The organism is Psychromonas saccharinae, from assembly GCF_051201515.1.
In the GTDB taxonomy this organism is placed as follows: Bacteria; Pseudomonadota; Gammaproteobacteria; order Enterobacterales; family Psychromonadaceae; genus Psychromonas.
The window spans coordinates 4,462,290-4,482,033 of the sequence record NZ_CP195153.1 but is presented as its reverse complement, the minus strand read 5'-3'; the positions used below and the strand labels follow the sequence as shown (position 1 = coordinate 4,482,033).

Below are 19,744 nucleotides of genomic sequence, written 5' to 3'. Positions count from 1 at the left end.
AGGAATACATCGCAATACACTGTTGGGCGAGATTATTTACGCAGTTTTACATTACAAATTTGATGGTTTGCACCTTTTTTTAATACTAAACTCGCGCGTTCTCGAGTAGGGCGGATATTTTCATTAAGATTAATACCATTAATTTCATCCCATACTTTTTCTGCTATATCAATTGCTTCGTTTTCTGGCATTTGTGAGTAGCTATGAAAATATGCATTAGGGTTCGTAAACGCACCTTCTCTGAATTTTAAAAAACGTTGTACATACCATTGTTTCAGCAGTTTCGTATCTGCATCGACAAAAATAGAAAAGTCTACAAAATCAGATACAAAGACACGATGCTCAAGTCCAGGGTAGTTAATCGCACTTTGTAATACATTGAGTCCTTCTAGGATAACAATATCAGGTTTATCAATGCACACTTTTTCATCGGGTAAAATATCATAGGTTAAATGCGAATATATTGGCGCGCAAACATGCTCTTTTCCGGATTTTAAATCGGCAACAAATTGTACGAGGGCCTTGATATCAAAACTTTCTGGAAATCCTTTACGATGCATTATATTGCGTGCAACAAGCTCTTTATTACTCCTTAGAAAGCCATCGGTTGTGACTAGTTCAACTTTAGGATGCTCAGGCCATCGTGATAGTAGTGCTTGTAGGATACGAGCGGTTGTACTTTTACCAACAGCGACACTACCTGCAATCCCAATAATATAAGGAATATGATCATTTTTTTTATTTAAAAACTGATCACAAACTTCGTGTCTGTACTGGCGTGCTTTTACGTATAAATTGAGTAGTCGCGATAAAGGTAAATAAATATCGACCACTTCTTGCATCGACAATGATTCATTAATGCCTTGCAGTTCAAATAGTTCAAGCTCTGAAAGTGGTAGCTTTACATTATCACGGAGTAAAGACCATTCATGGCGTTTAAACTGAATATAGGCATCGTGAGGGTTATGCTGAGTGCTGTGCTGTTTCATTGGTTTCTTCTTCGATATAGATCGAGTCAGCATGCCCCTGAGGGTTATCTGTGTATATGTGGTATTGCCCAGCTGGTTTGATTAATAATTCAAAAATATTAAGCAGCGCTTCTTGTGATTGTTCAACGTTGTTTTGCTCAGATAAACGTTTAAAAGCAGCATCAAAGTCACTATCAACCCAGCACGTGAAATCATACAAGTCTAAATAGGATTCCTGTAACAGATAAACACCTTCAATTATAATAATATCAATGTCTTCCAGATCATAGTTGACGGTACGAGGGATCATTACATCATCTAGAGTTACCGATGTTTTAATACTTCCGAAGAGTTTTAAAGGCAATATGAGCTGTTCAACCATCTCATCAAAGCGGTAGGCATGTAGGTAATATTCTTCAGGACTACTCATTACATTAAAGCGAACACTTTTAGGCGCTTCCCAGTCATCACCATGAATAATCGCAACGTTTAGCCCTTCGAGTTTAAGTGCAGAAGCTATTTTTTTTGTTAGTGCTTGCTTTCCACCACCTTCAATACCACTAATGGCAACAACTAAGGCTTTTGTCGACTCTCTTTTGTTTTGCAGATCTTTTATAACAGATGTAATTTGAACTGCGCTATTGAATACTGTTTTCAACGAGAAAATTCCTATATATATGGAACATGAATAACACCCTATTCTTATAATTTTTGAACAAAAGAGGTAAGTCAATATTGAAGCTAGTTGGCATTACGAGGTCTATTTATTAAGCTAGTAATGCATTCTTTTGTTATGGGATATTAGACTGTCTATTAAATTGCCACGACATTATGCCATAAAAACGATTAGACACAAAAAAGGCCTGTTACAGCCTATTATGCGAATCTTATAATATATACCTAAACGTCTTTGTTAAGATAGTTTTAGGTTGATTATTAGTCTTTCTTTTGGGTGAGATAGTTCACTAAAGCGATAAATTCTTTGGTATCTTTTACTGAACCTCTATTAACCTCATATTTACCATTTACAATAACCGCAGGTACGCCACGAATGGCTGATTTTTCAGTGTTACGTTTCATTTGAGATGCGCGTCCAACAACCGTGAAACTTTGTAAAGCCGATTTTGCTTCTTGGCGATTCACACCTGCTTGCTCAAAAATATCAAGAATATCTTCTTCACCTGTAATTTTTTTACGTTGAATTTGAAGGTGATTGAAAACCAAATCTGTAAATATATCTTCAACTTGAAGGATTTCTGCTGCTGCGTAAGCATTGGTTAGCGCGACACCCATCTCTCCACCGAGAAAGTTGACATGATTTTTCTTGAATGTAACACCTTCTAATAGTTCAGGTTTTAACGCCTTCATAATCGGCTCAAAGGCGCGGCAATGACCGCAATAAAAAGAAAAGTACTCGGTAACCTGTGGTGTTTCACTGGCGGTTTGACTGATCACTGTATAGTTTTCACCTTCCTTGAAATCGGCTGATTGTGCGCTTACTGGAAGTAATATTAAGCCTAGAAAAAGTATAAAAAGCTTTTTCATTGTGTATTCCTTTTAAAATTAATAATTAGGTTGTAGCGTAAGAGGATTGTCGTCCATCGCTGTAATTTGTTGATTGAGCGATTGTAACAACTCTTTCCAGTATTGGTCTGATGTAAACCAAGGAAAGTTCATCGGGAAGGCGGGATCTGTCCAACGTTTGTTGATCCAGTTCACATAATTTATCATACGCATACTGCGTAGAGGTTCAATTAAGGCTAATTCTTTGTTATTAAAATCATGCTCTTCTTGGTATCCCTCTAATAACATTGATAGTTGTAATTGTTTTTCTGCTTTATCACCGTTGAGTAACATCCATAAATCTTGAACAGCAGGCCCCATTTTACAATCGTCAAAATCAACAAAAAAAGGTTCGTCTTTATTGATAAGAATATTGCTGGTATGACAATCACCATGAAGGCAGATCATTGGAATATTGCCATCATAATGTTCGATAATTTTATTTTCGAGCGTAGATAAACTAGCAAAAAAAGGTTCTCGAATAAAAGTGGGAATTAACTTACTTTGATGTAATTCTTTTATTGGCGAAATTAGCATTGTCTGCACATCAAGGTGTTCACGATGATGGAATGACTGTTGCGCACCAATATGGTGTATTTTTCCAAGTGCCTGACCGACATCATAAAGTAAGTCAATATTATCAGGTTCCATGGTGCGAGCCGATAAGCTATTAAATAAAGCAAAATAATAGCCTTCAAAGAAAAATAGCGTTTCTCCATTGATGACAACGGGCGGTGCAATCGGGCAACTTTCTTGATGTAATGCCAGGCAGAATGCATGTTCTTCCTGCAATTGTGATTTATTCCATCGGTTTGGTCGATAGAATTTGACGACATAGCGAATTTTATTCTCATCGGTGAATAAAAAAACGCGATTTTCATAGGAGTTAAGGGCAGTTAATCCTGTTTCTGGATAAATACCAATAGTGGCAAGTGCATCCAGTTGAACCTCTGGGGTTAACGATAAATAACTGAAATTGTCATCGCTCATATTTTATTATTCACTAATCAACCTGCTCGTTAAAGTAAACCGCGTGCTTTTAAAATTGCAGTTTGAAAGTCATCTTCACAATCTTTTGCGATACCAGGGATCATTTCGCCTTTTTCGGTTTGATCCATTTTTAAGTGATAAATAATGACTTCATCACTTAATTCTTCTAGTTTGCCCTCTAATCCGGACTCTTTGGCTACAAGGGTTAGAATTTCTATTAAGCTTAACTCTTGATTTTTTAACCAATAAGGAGCTAATAGTTCCAGTATTTCATTGATACGATGGCATTGCATGGCAGTTTTCCTTCAATTAGTTTTTAAGATTTTGGCGTAATTCATTTAAAACTTGTTTAGCACCTGGTTTTAAACCTCGCCAGATGGCAAAGCTTTCTGCTGCTTGTCCAACTAACATTCCCAGTCCATCCATAACAAATCGTGCGCCTTGTTCGCGTGCCCAAGCATTAAATGGGGTTATTTGTGCACTATACATCATGTCATAAATGGCCGTTTCTGGGTGGATTATATCTGGATTAATCGCAGGTATTTGTCCATGAAGACCAGCTGAAGTCGAATTAATAATTAAATTGAATGTGCCCGATAACTGTCCTATCTCACAGGCTGAAATTCTCGTGTCATTTGGAAAAAGAGCAGCGAGTTGTTGGGCTTTTTCGTAGGTACGGTTTGCAATCACCAACTCGGTTGGGTTTTCTGCTAGTAAAGGCCCGCATACACCACGTGCTGCACCACCTGCACCGACAATAAGAATACGTGCTTCTTCAATGGCAATATGATTGTTCTTGAGATCTTGAACAAGGCCTGCACCATCGGTATTGTCGCCGATAAGAATACCATCATCGGTTAACTTTAATGTATTCACTGCACCGGCTAACCTCGCACGCTCCGTTAGTTGTTGAGCATATTCATAGGCTTGTTCTTTAAATGGCGCTGTAATATTGCAACCTTTTCCTTGGCTATTAAAAAATAAATCGAGATTTTCTTTAAAACTATCAAGCGGTGCTTCTATTACATCATAGATAATTTGCTGACCGGTTTGGTTTGCAAATAAGGTGTGAATAAAAGGGGATTTACTGTGTTTAATAGGATTACCAAAAACGGCATACTTATCCATAAAAACTCCAAAATAAGAATATCAGGTATTCAATATAACCTAGATAAAAACATTCAGGTTATTTACCTTAAAGACTTAATTTATCACTTATCAAGTCTTAGATAAAGTTGCTTGGATATAAAACAGCTTGGTGTTTTAGCGTAAACGTTTCCCAGAAATAGCATCATGAATTTGAGAAGGGTTTGCTAACCCACTGACCGGGGCATCAATAATGTTTTCTAATAAAGGGTGTTTAGCGAACATTATTTCGACCTGTTGGCTCGTCGAACACGGTGTAAGGCCAGATAAGTTTGCACTTGTGGATATAATGGGCTTACCAAATTGTAAGCATAATTGTTGAACAACAGGGTGAGCGCTTACTCTTACCGCGATACTTTCAAAATCACCTGAAATTAATTTACTGAGGTTCTTTTTAGCAGGTACAATCCAAGTAAATGGACCCGGCCATGTTTTTTGTATGGCACTGAGTTGTGTGCTGTTTAATAAACTAAAATCAGCATAATGTTGGAGTTGTTCGATATTTGCCGCAATCAGAATTAAGCCTTTAGAGGCAGGGCGTTTTTTGAGTTGCAGTACTTTTTCGATGGCGATGGAAGAATCAGGATCGCAACCAAGCCCAAACACGGCTTCTGTGGGGTATGCAATAACGCCCTGGGTATTTAATACGTTCAGGGCGTTAGATAAATCAATATTAGTCATATTCGATCGGTATTATAAGCTTGCTAGTTTAGCTTGAAGTGCCGCATCTTTTGCTAATACTGCCTTTGCATTTTCTGCGCGATCTTCAGCAACGCGTGCTGCCAGTTGATCATCGGCAACTGCTAGGATTTGTGCTGCAAGGTAAGCTGCATTTTTGGCGCCGGCTTTACCGATAGCGACTGTTGCAACTGGGACACCTGCAGGCATCATGACTGTTGATAGTAATGCATCTTGACCATTTAGTGGACCGCAATCAATTGGCACACCGATAATTGGGCGAGTAGTAATACCTGCAACTGCGCCTGCTAAATGGGCTGCAAGTCCTGCCGCACAAATAAATACTTTACAACCACGCGTTTCTGCATCGCTAACATAAGCATGAGTTGCAGCAGGTGTACGGTGTGCAGAAGTGACCTTCACTTCAAAGGCAATATCGAAAGATTTTAGTACATCGATTGTATTTTGCATGACAGGCAGATCTGAATCAGATCCCATTAAAATAGCAACAAAAGGTTTAGACATTGTTTTTTCCTTACAGTGTATATTTATGTATTAATAGATAAATAGTGCAAACTTTGATTGTAATCAAAGTTTATTGTAATTATTTATTATATAGGCTTACTACGATAACCACATCCTTTTTTTGGACATATTATGCGAAGAGTGCTGGATGTTTTACGTTCAATTAATATTGGCCAATGGCAATCAGGGCAGAATTCGTTAACTGGTTTACCATTTACAATATATTTACAGCTTGGATAATTATCGCAAGCATAGAAAATTTTTCCATAACGTGATTGGCGCTTTGTTAGCTTTCCTTTCTTGCAGACTGGACAAGTTATTCCCGTATCTTGATGTTCTTGATGCTTCACATCTTCTGTTAGTTGTGCGGTGTAAGCGCAATCGGGATAACCACTGCAACCAATAAACAAGCCAAAACGCCCTTGCTTAAGTACCAGCTCTTTAGTGCATAGAGGGCAACTTGTACCGGTCAATATTTTTTTTATATCGCTTTTTTCATGTAGCGGGCGCAAATAGTTGCAGGCAGGATAGGTGGAACAGCCTAAGAATGCACCTTGTTTGCCATTACGGATATGTAAAGGTGCACCGCATTCCGGACACATTTCCTGATTGTTTTGATGTGTACTGTCTAAACCGAGGGGTTTTTGGCTCATATCAATGAATTAACCCGTCTTCAAAGTCTAAAAGCATGGATTCGAATTGTATAAATGCATCCGTACTCTGTGGATCATTAAATAAAACCAATAAGATAAGCCATTTTAATTGATACAGAGGCAGTGTCTCAAGCTCTAGTGACATGACGCAATCAATCACTAATTCACGAGTATGTGTATTTAATAGGTTCGCTTCTTCTAGGTAAGCGATATATCCACGGCATTCACCGTCTAAGTGTTGTTGCTCTATTTGGCTATAAATTCGTTGTGATGTTGTTGCTTGCTGTTGTGTTCTATTTTCTGGGTCTTGTTCTTGCAAATGCGTAAAGTTGTCTAACCATGCTAGCGCTTTGTTAATATCACTTTTCTGAAAGCCTTCTTCTAATAACTCATCGGTTATTTCATGCGCATCTATCTCAATGGTTTGCTCCATTTGCATATAGCTTTCAAAGAGATACATTATTACTTCAAACATATTTGGCCTTATATTTATCAAAGACAGGTGACGACTAATAAGCATACTTAATTTTTTAGTTTAATGTAACCTTGTGCTGTCACCGTAATATTACCAGTAATCTCTAATTCTATTAACTGATTTTGTAAGTTAACAATATCTAAACCACTTCGTTCAAGTAGTTGCTCAAGTGAAGTAATGTGATAATCGATATATTGGAGTAAAGGATTATCCGTTGAAGTGCTTGATGTACTCTTTTCTTCAATGTTGGAATGAGTGAGATTTAAATATAAGTACTCATCACAAATATCATCGCTACTCGTGATTAATTTTGCTCCCTGTTGTATTAAATGATTGCACCCACAAGCTTCTGGATTATCAATTGATCCGGGCAGCGCAAACACATCCCTGTTTTGTTCTATTGCATAGCGAGCAGTAATAAGTGATCCACTGCGTATTGACGCTTCTATCACTAATACGCCTAAGCTTAACCCCGAAATAATGCGATTACGACGTGGAAAGTTTGCTGGTAAAGCCGGTGCACTAGGCCAAAATTCAGAAACAAGTAAACCCGTTTCAATAATTTGCTGTGCTAACTTACGGTGGCGTTTAGGATAAATATTATTTAATCCAGTCCCTAATACTGCAATTGTTTTGCCCTGTTTATCCAGTGTTCCACGATGGGCTAAACCATCAACGCCAATTGCTAATCCGCTAGTAATAGTAAAACCCGCCTCGCCTAAAGAACCTGCAAATTGGTATGCTTTTTCTTGTCCGTATGGCGTACATTTACGGCTACCAACAATACCTATTTGGGGTTCTGTTAATAACGATATATCACCTTGAAGGTAGAGTAGTAGAGGGGCGCTACTAATCTGCTTTAATTGTGTAGGGTAATAAGGACTATCAAAACAGATAATGTGTTTATCAGGACTACTTGCTAACCAATGTAAACTTTCATCGATTAATTGTTGATCAGGGTGATGAATCGCATTGATTTGAGCGTCATTAAGTCGGTAATGTTGAAGTTGTTGAGTTGATAGTTGTAGTAATTGTTCTGCGGAATGTTTAGTGAGTAGTTTTAAAATCGAGCGCTTGGGTAAGCTAGGAATAGTATTTAATACCAGCCATGCTCTGATATGTTGTTGATCCGTTAACGGCTTGTCCTGCGGAGTAAACAATTCGATATTAGCCTCCAATAAATTTAGGTGATAAGCCCTACGGCTCACCACCTAATAGTAGTCTAAAATTCGATACCTTTAATTGTGTTGTCTGTTTTGATTAATTCAGTACCACGCATAACGATAGCAATACTAACTTTTTCGTATACTTTGAAGACCATTAACTCACCAACTTTTTTAGGTGGTAAAATAATATCAGGATCTTTTTGTTTATCGAATCGACTTGCATCAACACGATATTCAACAGATTCGCTGTCATCATCAGCATGAATCAAAACTTCTGGTCCAGGCTGCATAATCGCGAACATTGAACCAATGGTAATATTATCGCGTTTACCTCGGTTGATAACAACGGGGTCCCATTTAGCAATAACACTTGAGTCTGAAGTTGCACCTAGAATGTTACCTGTTACTGAAGCTGGTACTGGCTGTGGTGAGAAGAAAGCTGGTAAGCTGTCATATTCAGGTAGCGGTAGGATAAGGTCACCTTGACGCGCTTCTCGTTTACTATTAATGAAATCTAATGGCGTTACTTGATCAGTTGAAGAAAAGTCAGGATTTTTTGATACCTGAGCATGGCCAAGGAATGTTAGCTTAGCACCTAAATTCTCTTCAGTTTGTGGATCTAAGTAAGGGGTATTTAAACGGTATACGCCATATAATTTATTCGTATTAAATTTGCCTTTACCGTAGAAGGTATCACCTTCATAGAATGCTGGTGTTGCAGATGCATCGCCTAGCACCATCGGTGCGCCTTTAAGTAAATCTTCATCTATCACGTGATCTTTAGATAAAAACGGAGAAATAACATTAAGCGGAATTGTTGGAATAGGCTCTAATTTTTCAGCTAACCGTGGTGTTGGAGATAATTTTTTTAATTCTTTACGGGTTAATCTTGGCTGACCGTCTACCCAGATTAGCGTTAATACATCACCTGGATAAATTAAATGGGGGTTTGCGATCTGGCTATTTGCTTGCCATAAACGAGGCCATAACCAAGGTGTGTTTAAAAAGTGAGCTGAAATATCCCATAGCGTATCTCCTTTTACGACGATATAGGTTTCTGGATGGTCTTCTCGAAGCTTCAGTACATCGGCCATGGCGGCAAATGAAAACACAGAGGCTATCAACAAGGAGGTAATTAATTTTAGTTTCATAACAATCCCTATCTAGTGTGTCATTAAATGTTTTACCCAAAAATATGGTTATGCCAATTTCCTTAATTAGGCGATTAATTTACGCATGCTAAAAAATAGATTAAAGCAAAATATTGATTACGGAAATTAGTTTTTCTTATTGTAAAATCAATAGTATCGCGAGCATTTATTTTAACAAGCTTAAATGAATATATAATTATCGAATTTGGTATCATAGCCTAGACAACTCACAAACGGCTGATTTTGCATGTTGAGGTTGAATAGGTATAGAATTAACGTCTTTAAACATTAACTATGGAGCAAGATAATACCATGGCTGTACTAGAAGTATTACATTTTCCCGATCAACGATTAAGAAAGGTTGCTAAACCTGTTGCAGAGATCACACCAGAGATTAAGGTGATTGCTGAAAATATGTTGGAAACCATGTATTTAGAAAATGGTGTGGGTCTTGCTGCGACACAAGTTGATATTCATCAACGCATTGTAGTTATTGATGTCTCTGAAGGGCGTGATGAGCCACTGGTCGTGATCAATCCTGAAATTATTGATCAGTCAGGTGAAGAGGTAACTGAAGAAGGGTGTTTATCTGTGCCTGAAACCAATGCAAAGGTTCAACGCAGTGAATTTGTAACGCTTCAATATATGGACCTTGATGGTAATACACAGAAAATAGAAGCCGATAGCTTGCTTGCTGTGTGTATTCAACATGAAATGGATCATTTAAAGGGTAAATTGTTTATTGATTACTTGTCTCCATTGAAACAAAGTCGAATAAAAACAAAGCTTGAAAAATTAAAACGTTTAAACGAAAAAAATCTTTAATACGTCATTATTATTTATAACTAGGGTTACTCTTGGATAAATTAAATCTCATTTTTGCAGGTACGCCTGATTTTGCAGCAAAACACCTTAGCGTGTTACTTGAATCAGAATTCAATGTGGTTGCGGTCTATACGCAACCAGATCGCCCCGCTGGACGAGGCAAAAAATTAACGGCAAGTGCAGTGAAGCATGTTGCCTTAGATGCCAATATTCCAGTCTATCAACCAGTAAACTTTAAAGAACCAGAATCAGTCGAACAATTGGCTGCACAGAATGCAGATTTAATGATTGTGGTTGCATATGGGTTAATTTTACCCGAAGTAGTTTTACAAACGCCTAAGCTTGGTTGTCTTAATGTACATGGCTCTTTATTACCTCGTTGGCGTGGTGCTGCACCGATTCAACGTGCAATTTGGGCAGGAGACAAAGAAACCGGTGTGACCATTATGCAAATGAATGCAGGGTTAGATACCGGAGATATGCTCAGTAAAGTGATTTGTCCGATTGCTGCCGATGAAACAAGTGCATCGTTATATAATAAATTAGCCGATCAAGCGCCGCTGGCTTTAGTTGATACCATCAAAAAATTAGCGGCAGGTGAATTGACCGCTGAAGTTCAAGATGAAAGCCAAGCAAATTATGCGAAAAAATTGAGTAAAGCCGAAGCGTTAATTAATTGGTCAGATGATGGGGCGGTAATTGAACGTTGTGTTCGTGCCTTTAATCCCTGGCCAATGAGTTATTTTATGTTTGACGATCAAGCCATTAAAGTACATAAAGCGAGCTTGTTGGATATGAGCAGTAGTAAAGGCGCTGGTACTATTATTGGTGCCGATAAATCGGGTATTCAGGTTGTGACTGGTGCAGGTGTATTAAATTTAGAAATTATTCAAATGGCAGGTAAAAAAGCCATGCCAGTTCAAGATATTTTAAACTCTCGCCGCGAACAATTTGCCGTGGGTACTAATTTACAGCAGCAGGATAACTAAAATGAATACGAGAGCACTTGCTGCCAATGTGTTAAATCAAGTCGTTGAACAGGGCGTATCTTTATCACAGGCTCTACCTGCTGCACAACAGGAGCTATCACCAAAGGATAAAGCATTAGTACAGGTGCTTTGTTACGGTGTGTTACGTACACTTCCAAGGTTGGACTTTTTCTGTCGTTCATTGATGAAAAAGCCATTAACGGGGAAGCAGCGTAATATGCACTTTTTGATTTTAGTTGGCATCTATCAATTACTTTATACGCGTATTCCTAGCCATGCCGCTGTTGGTGAAACGGTGAATGGTGCAAAAGCATTAAAGAAACAAGCGTTAAAGGGCATGGTTAATGGTGTTTTACGTAATTTTTTACGTGAACAAGATAGTTTAATTGAGCAAGCCGACCAGCAAGATACTTTACGTTACTGTCACCCAGGCTGGTTGGTTAAGCGGTTGCAAAATGCTTATGGCAAAGAAATTGCTGCAAGTATAATGAATGAAAATAATCATCAAGCCCCAATGTGGCTTCGTGTAAATGCACGCCATCATTCTCGAGAAAACTATCAAAAGCTATTAAATGACGTTGAGCTTTCGAGCATCGTTGCAGAAGATACAGATAATAGTAATGCACTGTGTTTAGAGAAAGCGACCGATGTTTATAAACTACCAGGTTTTGAACAAGGTTGGGTATCTGTGCAAGATGGGGCGGCACAATTAGCTGCACATTATTTAGATGCGCAACCGGGAGAGTTGATTCTTGATGCTTGTAGTGCGCCTGGTGGGAAAACAGTACACACGTTAGAACTACAACCTCAATTAAAACAAATGGTTGCTGTAGATGCTGATGCTAAAAGATTGGTACGTGTTCAAGAAAATTTAGATCGTTTGCAACTTAAGGCAACGGTCATTCATGGCGATGCAGCTCAACCGAATTCCTGGTGGAAGGGTGAGCAATTTGATCGGATTTTATGCGATGCTCCTTGTAGTGCAACTGGTGTTATCCGTCGTCATCCCGATATACGCTGGCTTCGTCGTGATAGTGATATTGCCGAGTTAGTGTCCCTTCAAAAACGTATATTAGATGCACTGTGGGCGAAGTTAAAACCTGGTGGTGTCTTGCTTTATGCAACGTGTTCAATCTTGCCCGATGAAAATGAACAACAAATAACAAGCTTTTTACAAAATACACCGGACGCTTCTATCATTGCACTTTCTGAACAATGTAATCCGGGCGAAAAAGGCAGGCAGTTACTGCCTAATGAATCTGGCATGGATGGTTTTTATTACGCTAAATTACAGAAATCTTTGTAAAAATAGCACAATGTTTGATGGCTTTTAGCTATGACGTGTTAATTGTCAGTCTCTGGACTGAAAAATAAATGGATAATAAAGCGATATGAAAATTATTATTTTAGGTGCAGGGCAGGTTGGTGCATCATTAGCTGAAAATTTAGTTGATGAGAATAACGATATTACGGTTATTGATCATTCAAGTGAGCGCTTACAAGCTTTGCAAGACCGATTTGACTTGCGTGTTGTTCACGGAAGTGCCTCTTGTCCTGATACATTAGCAGAAGCGGGTGCCGATGATTCAGATATGTTGATTGCGGTGACTAACTCCGATGAAGTGAATATTGTTGCCTGCCAATTGGCATATACCCTCTTTAATGTGCCTAAAAAAATAGCGCGAATTCGTTCACAAAGTATTGTTACACGCGAACAGGAATTATTTAATACCGATGCCTTTCCTATCGACCATGTTATTGCACCTGAAAAGTTAGTAAGCGATTACATTATCCAGTTGATTGAACACCCCGGTGCATTGCAAGTGGCTAACTTTGCCGATGGTAAAGTTGGGTTAGTTGCGGTGAAAGCATATTACGGTGGTTCTTTAGTCGGCAATGCCTTATCTGCTTTAAAAGAACATATGCCGAATATCGATGCTCGTGTTGCAGCGATCTTTAGGCGTGGTAAAGCGATTAGACCGCAAGGCACAACTATTATCGAAGCCGATGATGAGGTTTTCTTTATTACTGCCAGTCAACATATTCGTGCGATTATGAGTGAAATGCAAAAGCTCGAACATCCCTATAAACGTATTATGATTGTTGGGGGCGGTTACATTGGTGAAAACTTAGCAAGAAGATTAGAAAAAGAAAATTCAGTTAAATTAATTGAAAAAGATTTAAAACGTTCAGAGCAATTATCTGAATTACTTTCCAATACCATTGTTTTTTGTGGTGATTCTTCTGATCCCGAGTTACTTGCAGAGGAAAATATTGAGCAAATCGATCTGTTTATTACGGTGACAAATGAAGATGAAGCCAATATTATGTCTGCCATGCTAGCAAAGCGTATGGGAGCACGTAAAACCATGGTGCTGATCCAGCGTAGTGCTTACGTTGACCTAGTCGCAGGTAGTATTCTTAATATTGCAATCTCTCCACAACAAGCCACCATTTCAGCCCTATTAACCCATGTACGTCGCGCCGATTTAAAACATGTTTATTCATTAAGAGAAGGATTAGCAGAGGCAATTGAAATTGTCGCCCGTGGTGATAGTTCTACTTCAAAAGTTGTTGGTCAGGAATTAGGTAAGCTCAAACTGCCTCCGGGTACCAGTATTGGCGCGATTGTACGTAATGAAGAAGTCTTAATTGCCCATGATACAACGGTTGTAGAAAGTGATGACCATGTAATTTTATTCTTGGTTAATAAAAAATACATTAGTGATATTGAAAAACTATTCCAACCTAGTCCTTTCTTTCTTTAGAGCGTTCGTACTGTTATGGCTTATCGTCCACTACTTTTTATCACCGGATTGGTACTATCGAAAATAGCATTTTTTATGTATTTTCCGATGGCTTTTGCTTTTTACAATGGTGGATTAGGCGGTATTGAGTTTTTGTCTGCCATCGTTATCACCCATTTAACCTCTATTGTATTTTGTTTTATCGGTAATGAAGAGGAGCGTTCTCGACTCGGTGTGCGAGAAATGTTTTTGCTTACTACCGCCGTTTGGGTGTCAGCTAGTTTATTTGCGGCACTGCCCTTTGTGATGATTGAACATATCAGTTACAGCGATGCATTTTTTGAAACCATGTCGGGTATTACAACAACGGGGAGTACTGTTCTACACGGCTTAGATACGATGCACCCCAGTATTCTATTATGGCGTTCAATTTTACAGTGGTTAGGCGGTGTTGGATTTATTGTGATGGGCGTAGCAATCCTCCCTTTTCTCAATGTCGGTGGTATGCGTTTGTTCCAAACCGAATCTTCCGATTGGTCTGATAAAGCCGAATCTAAAACACGACGCGTTGCGATTGATATTTTGCTTGTCTATATTGCGCTTACGATTTGTTGTTTTATTGGCTATCGTTATACGGGGATGGAAAACTTTGATGCTTTAAATCACGCGATGACAACTATCTCTACTGGTGGTTATTCGACTTCAGATGGTTCTATGGGGCATTTTTCGAAGGGTGCACATTGGAACGCAATTATTTTTATGTTTTTGGGTGGACTGCCTTTTTTATTATTTATTAGGGCTTTTAGGCATCGTAATATTTTGCATCTTTTTAACGATGCACAGGTGCTTGGTTTTATGCGTTTAGTGTTTTTCTTTACCACCATACTCACTGTATATTTAGTGTTAACCGGGCAATTTTTATTACCGGATGCAATTCGACTTAGTTTATTTAATGTCGTTTCAGTTATGACCACCACGGGATTTGGATTAGATGATTTCATATCTTGGGGGGACTTTAGTGTGATGGTCTTTTTTATCTTATTCTTTTTTGGTGCCTGTTCTGGATCAACTTCGGGTGGGATTAAAATTTTCCGATTCCAAATAGCGTTGAGTTTATTAAAACGCCAACTTATGTTGTTGATGCATCCCCATGGTATTTTCCCTCAGAAATACAATAACCGAACGGTTAGCGATGATATTTTACGTTCGTTAATTGCGTTTATACTGGCTTATATGGCCACTATTTTTGTTTCTACTCTCTTGCTTACCCTATTTGGTTCTAGCGCGATGGTGTCTCTGAGTGCGTCGATAACAGCTGTTTCTAATGTGGGGCCAGGTTTGTCACCATCAATTGGCCCATCGGGAAATTTTGCGGACTTTCCGAATATCTCCAAATGGATTTTATCAGTCGGCATGTTGATGGGGCGCCTTGAGATTTTAACCGTTGTGGTTATGTTTACTCGTCATTTTTGGCGTCGGTAGATTGCGCTAATTGCGTTGATTGTTCAATTAATTCCTGTGGGAGTGATTGCTTCACTGGCGCTCCCATTTCTTTGAGGTTTTCTGTTTGGGTTACAATATTGCCACGGCCCTGACTAAATTGCTTTAACGCATGGTCATAGGTATTTTGTGCTTTATTGAGTTGTGAACCCAAATCAATCATATTTTGACTAAATAAACGCAGCTTATCGTATAGTTTCCCTGCTTGATTTGCGATTAATCTGCCATTTTTCTCTTGCTGTTCAAAGCGCCATAGGTTTTCAATTGTGCGCAGTGCAATCATTAGATTTGTTGGGCTTGCTAGCAGAATGTTGTTATCCAGAGCCAGTTTAACCAGTTCTGGATCGTGTTCAATCGCAGCAATAAAAGCAGGTTCAACTGCCACAAATAGTAAGACATAGTCTAAGGAGTTAGTGCCAATTAATTTTTGGTAATCCTTTTTTCCTAATCCTCGAATATGCTGTCTTACTGAAAGGACATGCGCATTAAGAGCTTCTTTTTGGGTTTGTAAGTCTTCACTATTAAAGTATCGTTCATAGGCGACTAGTGATACTTTTGAATCGATTATTATATTTTTATTTTGTGGTAAATGAACAATCACATCGGGTTGCAAGCGATGACCGTGCTCGTTTTTATAGCTTACTTGGGTTTGATATTCATGCCCCTCTCGTAATCCTGAAGATTCAAGTATGCGCTGTAGAATAACTTCTCCCCAATTCCCCTGTTGTTTATTATCCCCCTTTAATGCATTTGTCAGATTGGTCGTTTCTTGCTGCATCTGCTGATTGATCTTAGCGAGTTTCGTTATCTCATTTTGGAGGTTATAACGTTCTTTACTTTCATTGATATAACAGTCGCTTACCTGTTTCTTAAAACCATCTAATTGAGTTTTAAAAGGCGCCAGAAGTTGATTTAAACTTTCTTGGTTGAGGGTTTTAAATTGGGCTGATTTATCATTAAAAATACGTTGAGAAAGTAATTCAAATTGTTCACTGAGTTTTTCTTCACTTAGTCTTTGGTCTAACAATCTTTGTTCACCTGCTTGTAAGCGAACTTCAGATTCTCGAATACGTGTTTTTAGCTTATTTGTTTGTAATTGCAGTGACTCTATAAGGACTTGTTTTTCATTTAATAGGGCGGTTTTTTCCTGTGCAATATTGGTCTGAAATTGCAATTCCTGTTGGTTTAATTGCAATTGTAAATTAAGTTCCTGATTGGCTTGGCGGCTACGGAAATAAAAATATAACGGTAAGATAAATAAGCAAATAACACTTGCAATTATTCCCGCTAAAATAAGTTTGTTCGATAAATCAATCATTAATACTCTAATCTTTTTAAGTAAGAAACTATGTATTTATTACAACGATTCCAAAATAATAAGTAAATAAGGTAAATCGCAAATACTGATAATTTATGGATGTTTTGGCCTGTATCTAGATCTTGAAATGTGAATCCACTGGCATAGAAGTTAAGAATATCAACATAGGAAATAATAATGATTGGAATAATATAAACTGTGGATAACTTCCAAAGTAATAACATTAACTGGCTAAAATAAATACGTAACATTAATTACCTCTTAAGAATGCTGATACAGAGATAACTGTAAACAGTAATCACCAATAAGTGAATCTAAACTTATGATTCTATATCGTATTTATATTCTTTAGTTAAGTAAAACTTAACAATTAGTTAGTTTTATTCGACTATCTTGAACAGAGTTTGTGGGTTTATAATCCATCATTCATTAAATATAGGATATAGATATGCGAACGTTAATATTCAGCACTAAATGGCAAAAACGAGATTTAATCTTTTTTTCTGTAGCAATACTGTGTTTGACTCCAATTATATCCTCCCCGATCGCGTTATTACTGGGTTTAGTGCTGGTGATACTTGGTTTAGTCCCCGAGCAGATTAAATTGCATCTTATTACTAAAAAATTATTATCCTATTCAATTATAGGACTAGGGTTTGGCATTAATCTGGATCAGGCCATTGAGGTTAGCCAAAATGGCATCGGCTTGATTATGACATCTATTTTTAGCACCTTGGTTATTGGTTGGATATTAACGCGTTTTATTCATATGGATAAAAAAACTGGTTACCTCATCGCTTCTGGTACGGCTATTTGCGGTGGAAGTGCGATTGCTGCAGTTGCACCTGCTATTGAAGCTGAAGAAGATCAAACCTCATTAGCGTTAGCGACTGTTTTTACATTGAATTCGGTCGCATTATTTCTTTTCCCATTTATTGGGCATTTATTAGCAATGAGTCAACATGCATTTGGGGTCTGGTGTGCCATTGCTATCCATGATACATCTTCTGTTGTTGGTGCTGCATCTGCCTATGGGCAAGAGGCTTTGGTGACCGCAACAACCCTCAAATTAGCACGTGCTTTATGGATTATTCCTGTTGCATTTATTAGTGCGCTATTGTTTAAAGGTAAAAGTAAAAAGGTCACGATTCCATTCTTTATCTTTTTTTATTGTATTGCGATTTTGTTTGCACACTTTGTGCCTCACTTTCATGCGTTGTACCAGAGTATTTTTATGGTTTCAAAGCAAACCCTCGTCCTATGTTTATTTTTAATTGGTGCGGGTATTACTATTAATAAAATTAAAGAGGCTGGTGCGAAGCCTTTAATATTGGGTGTGGTCTTATGGGGCATTATTGGAACCAGTTCATTGACCTATATTCAATTGTTTATGTAACTGATTCTCTGCCATTAATGTTCCGCTGATTTCTTTTTATATAGGTAATACATTAGTAAGGTAAAGGCCGATAAATCAAAACTCGCAGAAAGCAGTCCTTTACTCATAATTGAGAAGAACAGGCATAAGACAACGGCAACAATAATTATTTTATTAATCAAAATAGAATCTCCCTACGGGTAATCGACAATATAATTATTGCGCCAGGGGAGATATAAAGGAAATATCTTAATTACATAACTTATAACAAAATCATTTGTTAAGATGATAGAGATTGAGTTCTTTCATCTTGTTGATGTGTTTCTTTTTTAAATTAGGTTATCTATGAATTTTCTTGCTCATTTACATATTGCTTCACATACTAAAACCAGTTTTACTGGCAATTTTCTTGGTGATTTTGTAAAGGGGCGTCCCGAGGGGAAATTTAATGCAGATATTGTTCAGGGAATTCAACTGCATCGTTTTGTTGATAGTTATACTGACTACCACCCATTAACGAAATCGCTTAAGTTACTGTTTCCAAGTGAATTACGACGTTATGCGCTTATTGCGCTCGATATGTTTTGGGATCACTGCTTAGCTAAGCATTGGCATCACTTTGAATCATCGTCATTGGAACGCTTTTGCCATTTTGCCGAGCAAACGATAAAAGCTGAATGTCGATTAGAAACTAATGAATTACCATCTCGCTTTATACATGTATCAAATCAGGTATGGAAAAACAAATGGTTTGAACATTATACATTGTTGAAAAATACACAGTTTGGTCTTGAGAAAATGTCAACGAGAAGTGAGAGGTTAGCACCCTTGGCGATGACCGGCGAGATATTAGAAAAGCACTATGAAATATTGTTGGAACAGTTTTTTATTTTGTATCCGGATGTCTTACAAAAAACCATTGAGCACACGCAATTATTGGTAATAAAAAAGGAGGCTAGATAGCCTCCTTCGTTTCAGTGATTACTCACTAAATAGATCTTGTAGATTTTTCAGGTCGCGTTTTCCTTTACTAAGTTCTTCCATTGATAAGCCTGCAATTTCATGCGGGAAGACTAACCAGTCTTCGGATTCATGAACAAAATAATCCGGAACCATTTCAACAGCTTTATTTTTGGGTTTGTAGTAAGGCGTTGCTACACGTACGTCACGTGGCATGTTTAAACGCATTTTTTCAGTCAATTTTTCGATTAACGCAGTGACACTTCGTCCAGAGTCAAACACATCGTCAACAATAAGTAGGCCATCTTCAGCGTTAGCACGTTCAATAATGTAATCTAATCCGTGTACTTTAATTGTTTTACTTTGTTGGCCAATTCCGTAATAAGATGAAGTGCGTACTGCGATATGGTCCGCCTCAACTTTTTTATATTCAAAGAATTCTTGAACGGCGATACCAATTGGCGCGCCTCCTCGCCAGATGCCGACAATGAATTGTGGACGGAAACCGCTATCATAGACTTGCGCTGCAAGTCGGAATGAGTCTTCTAGTAGCTCCTGAGCGCTAATAAATACTTTGTCAGACATTAAATAATCTCTCTTAATTAAATTTTGGGCAGATTTTAGACTAACGGTATAAAATAACAATGCTCAAGCGTTCATTTTAGTTACTTTTTAGCTTATTCTTGACCTGTCTTAAGTTGTGTTACTTATCTAT

General features: G+C 38.0%; 22 protein-coding genes. 7 read left to right on the top strand and 15 right to left on the bottom strand.

The features are described from left to right. Positions 1-32: 32 nt before the first annotated feature. The 12 genes from coaA to ACR30L_RS20010 all read right to left on the bottom strand — a co-directional run bounded on the left by coaA (position 33) and on the right by ACR30L_RS20010 (position 9,315). On the bottom strand, positions 33-989 hold the full coding sequence (coaA, locus tag ACR30L_RS20065) for a type I pantothenate kinase (RefSeq protein ID WP_435236002.1): 957 nt from the start codon (positions 987-989) through the stop codon (positions 33-35). Next, a complete protein-coding gene (locus tag ACR30L_RS20060) occupies positions 964-1,626 on the bottom strand; it encodes a uridine kinase (RefSeq protein ID WP_435236001.1) in 663 nt (220 codons plus the stop codon). The genes coaA and ACR30L_RS20060 overlap by 26 nt, the downstream gene beginning before the upstream one ends. 278 nt (positions 1,627-1,904) lie before the next feature. Beyond that, positions 1,905-2,513 carry a thiol:disulfide interchange protein DsbA/DsbL gene (locus ACR30L_RS20055; RefSeq protein ID WP_435236000.1) on the bottom strand — a complete coding sequence of 203 codons (609 nt, stop codon included), beginning with the start codon at positions 2,511-2,513 and terminating at the stop codon, positions 1,905-1,907. An 18-nt stretch (positions 2,514-2,531) separates the two neighbouring features. Next, complete coding sequence (locus tag ACR30L_RS20050; protein ID WP_435235999.1) at positions 2,532-3,521, bottom strand: serine/threonine protein kinase; 990 nt, start codon at positions 3,519-3,521, stop codon at positions 2,532-2,534. A 29-nt stretch (positions 3,522-3,550) separates the two neighbouring features. Continuing rightward, complete coding sequence (locus ACR30L_RS20045) at positions 3,551-3,814, bottom strand: YihD family protein (RefSeq protein ID WP_435235998.1); 264 nt, start codon at positions 3,812-3,814, stop codon at positions 3,551-3,553. 16 nt (positions 3,815-3,830) lie between these two features. Beyond that, positions 3,831-4,649, bottom strand: coding sequence for a shikimate dehydrogenase (gene aroE / locus ACR30L_RS20040; RefSeq protein WP_435235997.1), 819 nt, complete (start codon positions 4,647-4,649; stop codon positions 3,831-3,833). Between the two features lie 135 nt (positions 4,650-4,784). Beyond that, complete coding sequence (locus ACR30L_RS20035) at positions 4,785-5,348, bottom strand: Sua5/YciO/YrdC/YwlC family protein (RefSeq protein WP_435235996.1); 564 nt, start codon at positions 5,346-5,348, stop codon at positions 4,785-4,787. A 12-nt stretch (positions 5,349-5,360) separates the two neighbouring features. Next, positions 5,361-5,870, bottom strand: a complete 510-nt coding sequence (gene purE, locus ACR30L_RS20030) for a 5-(carboxyamino)imidazole ribonucleotide mutase (protein WP_435235995.1) — start codon at positions 5,868-5,870, stop codon at positions 5,361-5,363. A gap of 86 nt (positions 5,871-5,956) precedes the next feature. Further along, positions 5,957-6,523, bottom strand: coding sequence for a DNA topoisomerase family protein (locus ACR30L_RS20025; protein WP_435235994.1), 567 nt, complete (start codon positions 6,521-6,523; stop codon positions 5,957-5,959). A 1-nt stretch (position 6,524) separates the two neighbouring features. Continuing rightward, positions 6,525-6,998: a DUF494 domain-containing protein gene (locus ACR30L_RS20020; RefSeq protein WP_435235993.1), complete on the bottom strand. Its 474-nt coding sequence runs from the start codon at positions 6,996-6,998 to the stop codon at positions 6,525-6,527. A gap of 47 nt (positions 6,999-7,045) precedes the next feature. Then, complete coding sequence (dprA, locus tag ACR30L_RS20015) at positions 7,046-8,158, bottom strand: DNA-processing protein DprA (RefSeq protein ID WP_435235992.1); 1,113 nt, start codon at positions 8,156-8,158, stop codon at positions 7,046-7,048. A 62-nt stretch (positions 8,159-8,220) separates the two neighbouring features. Beyond that, positions 8,221-9,315 carry a LysM peptidoglycan-binding domain-containing protein gene (locus tag ACR30L_RS20010; RefSeq protein WP_435235991.1) on the bottom strand — a complete coding sequence of 365 codons (1,095 nt, stop codon included), beginning with the start codon at positions 9,313-9,315 and terminating at the stop codon, positions 8,221-8,223. Positions 9,316-9,627: 312 nt separating this feature from the next. Here ACR30L_RS20010 and def point away from each other — a divergent pair, with 312 nt between their 5' ends. The 5 genes from def (at position 9,628) to ACR30L_RS19985 (ending at position 15,358) form a co-directional block, all read left to right on the top strand. Then, on the top strand, positions 9,628-10,140 hold the full coding sequence (gene def / locus ACR30L_RS20005) for a peptide deformylase (protein ID WP_435237931.1): 513 nt from the start codon (positions 9,628-9,630) through the stop codon (positions 10,138-10,140). A 32-nt stretch (positions 10,141-10,172) separates the two neighbouring features. After that, on the top strand, positions 10,173-11,129 hold the full coding sequence (gene fmt / locus ACR30L_RS20000; protein ID WP_435235990.1) for a methionyl-tRNA formyltransferase: 957 nt from the start codon (positions 10,173-10,175) through the stop codon (positions 11,127-11,129). Between the two features lies 1 nt (position 11,130). After that, the gene (gene rsmB, locus ACR30L_RS19995; RefSeq protein ID WP_435235989.1) at positions 11,131-12,435 is read left to right on the top strand and encodes a 16S rRNA (cytosine(967)-C(5))-methyltransferase RsmB; all 1,305 of its coding nucleotides are present in this window, start codon (positions 11,131-11,133) and stop codon (positions 12,433-12,435) included. 85 nt (positions 12,436-12,520) lie between these two features. Beyond that, positions 12,521-13,897, top strand: a complete 1,377-nt coding sequence (trkA, locus tag ACR30L_RS19990) for a Trk system potassium transporter TrkA (RefSeq protein ID WP_435235988.1) — start codon at positions 12,521-12,523, stop codon at positions 13,895-13,897. Positions 13,898-13,912: 15 nt separating this feature from the next. Next, positions 13,913-15,358, top strand: coding sequence for a TrkH family potassium uptake protein (locus ACR30L_RS19985; protein WP_435235987.1), 1,446 nt, complete (start codon positions 13,913-13,915; stop codon positions 15,356-15,358). On the opposite strand, the gene rmuC is transcribed toward ACR30L_RS19985, so the two are convergent. Continuing rightward, positions 15,333-16,694, bottom strand: a complete 1,362-nt coding sequence (gene rmuC, locus ACR30L_RS19980; protein ID WP_435235986.1) for a DNA recombination protein RmuC — start codon at positions 16,692-16,694, stop codon at positions 15,333-15,335. The genes ACR30L_RS19985 and rmuC overlap by 26 nt on opposite strands. A gap of 448 nt (positions 16,695-17,142) precedes the next feature. On the opposite strand from rmuC, the gene ACR30L_RS19975 reads away from it, so the two are divergent. Beyond that, positions 17,143-18,090 carry a YeiH family protein gene (locus tag ACR30L_RS19975; protein ID WP_435235985.1) on the top strand — a complete coding sequence of 316 codons (948 nt, stop codon included), beginning with the start codon at positions 17,143-17,145 and terminating at the stop codon, positions 18,088-18,090. A gap of 14 nt (positions 18,091-18,104) precedes the next feature. Here the strand turns inward: ACR30L_RS19975 and ACR30L_RS19970 are convergent, their stop codons facing one another. After that, positions 18,105-18,251, bottom strand: coding sequence for a hypothetical protein (locus ACR30L_RS19970; RefSeq protein WP_435235984.1), 147 nt, complete (start codon positions 18,249-18,251; stop codon positions 18,105-18,107). 163 nt (positions 18,252-18,414) lie between these two features. On the opposite strand from ACR30L_RS19970, the gene ACR30L_RS19965 reads away from it, so the two are divergent. Further along, positions 18,415-19,032, top strand: a complete 618-nt coding sequence (locus tag ACR30L_RS19965; protein WP_435235983.1) for an ACP phosphodiesterase — start codon at positions 18,415-18,417, stop codon at positions 19,030-19,032. A gap of 18 nt (positions 19,033-19,050) precedes the next feature. Here ACR30L_RS19965 and ACR30L_RS19960 read toward each other — a convergent pair whose 3' ends face one another. Beyond that, positions 19,051-19,614 (bottom strand): phosphoribosyltransferase, encoded by a 564-nt coding sequence (locus ACR30L_RS19960; RefSeq protein ID WP_435235982.1) that lies wholly within the window; start codon positions 19,612-19,614, stop codon positions 19,051-19,053. Positions 19,615-19,744: the final 130 nt, after the last annotated feature.